Source organism: Vibrio sp. 10N.286.46.A8 (assembly GCF_041470165.1).
GTDB classification, from domain to species: domain Bacteria; phylum Pseudomonadota; class Gammaproteobacteria; order Enterobacterales; family Vibrionaceae; genus Vibrio; species Vibrio tasmaniensis_A.
In genome coordinates this window covers 1-1,314 of record NZ_JBFRLX010000385.1, presented here as the reverse complement: position 1 = coordinate 1,314, position 1,314 = coordinate 1, and the positions used below count along the sequence as shown (strand labels likewise).

General features: G+C 36.9%; 1 protein-coding gene. It reads right to left on the bottom strand.

The genetic code is table 11. The annotated features are described in order from the left end of the window. Positions 1-1,314 (bottom strand): glycosyltransferase (locus AB4232_RS22595; RefSeq protein ID WP_372088091.1); only part of this gene is annotated, 1,314 nt, incomplete at both ends.

Below are 1,314 nucleotides of genomic sequence, written 5' to 3'. Positions count from 1 at the left end.
AAAAAAGCTTTAGAATTATTGACATTAGAGAAAGCTTTTAATACCAAGTCGCTGCCTTTAATAGGAGTATTTCCGCCGACATAACCAAAAGTTATACTACCGTCAAATTTTTTAACTATTGATGCTTTAGGCATAAGAATACCATTTCTATCAACGGTTAAAGGCTTAGGGTGCATATTATTGAGATCATGAAGCTCTGCAGTATAACTACTCGGAGCTAAAACTTCACATGCATTTTTGAGATAGTGCCTGAGTTCAGCATCTCGAAGTGAAGGCGTTTTTTTATTATCTGTACAGTTCTTACACTTGCTTAAATCAATTTTATCTTGACCACAGAACTCACCTTTTGAATCGATCATAAACTGCTTATAACATAACCACCAAGCATCATGAACAGTAACAATATAGTTTATATTTTTATCAATGCAACTTTGAAGAGCACCGATTCCCAGTCCTTGCAAGCAATGTGCATGGGCCAGATCAGGCTTAACCACCTCTAATATTTTTGTTACTGGCTTTACAATTGATTTGTTATTGTAAAGTTCCATATCCTCATTTGGTACAGGCACACCGAATACAGTTACACCTTCTACCTCATAACGAACAGGCTCGTAAGCTCGTAAAGCATCATCAACAGGAAGAGTAGTAACCACATACACTTCATAGCCTTTATGTTTTTGTAAAAGCTTATTTATTTGCTCTGTGACAATCGTAGCACCACCAAAAGACCTTGGAGAATAAAAAACGTTGAATACAACTATTCTTGGTTTGGTCTTAATACAACTATAGTCTCTTACAATTGGCATTAACTGAGTGTTTGCTATCGATTCTGTATTATAGCGGGCCAAGACTGTAGTATTTGCATTAATCGCCATGTCTTGTCGCGTTTGCTCACAACAAACAAGCTTTGTCAGCTTGTCAAACCACTCAACCTGATCACTAGCTATATAACCATTTACCCCATCGTCGATGACATCGATAAAGGCACTCAAAGGAGACGATACTGAAGGAAGTTTTACTATAGATGCTTCGATATATTTAATATTACTTTTAGCTTCATTAAATATATATTTCTCTAAGGGTGCAATACTGATATCGCACTCAGATAGCAAGCGTAAATACTCAGAGTAGCTACAAAGTTCAAAGCGTTCTACTTGAGCATCAAGGCCATCAAAGCTGGATGGTAGCTCCAGTAAACCTATGATTCTAAAAATTACCTGAGAGTTTTCTCTCAGTACTTTCGCAATAGACGAAGCGGCTTCTTCGAAATCAATATTATGAGTTGATGTGCCTGACCCATATACTATCCTAATC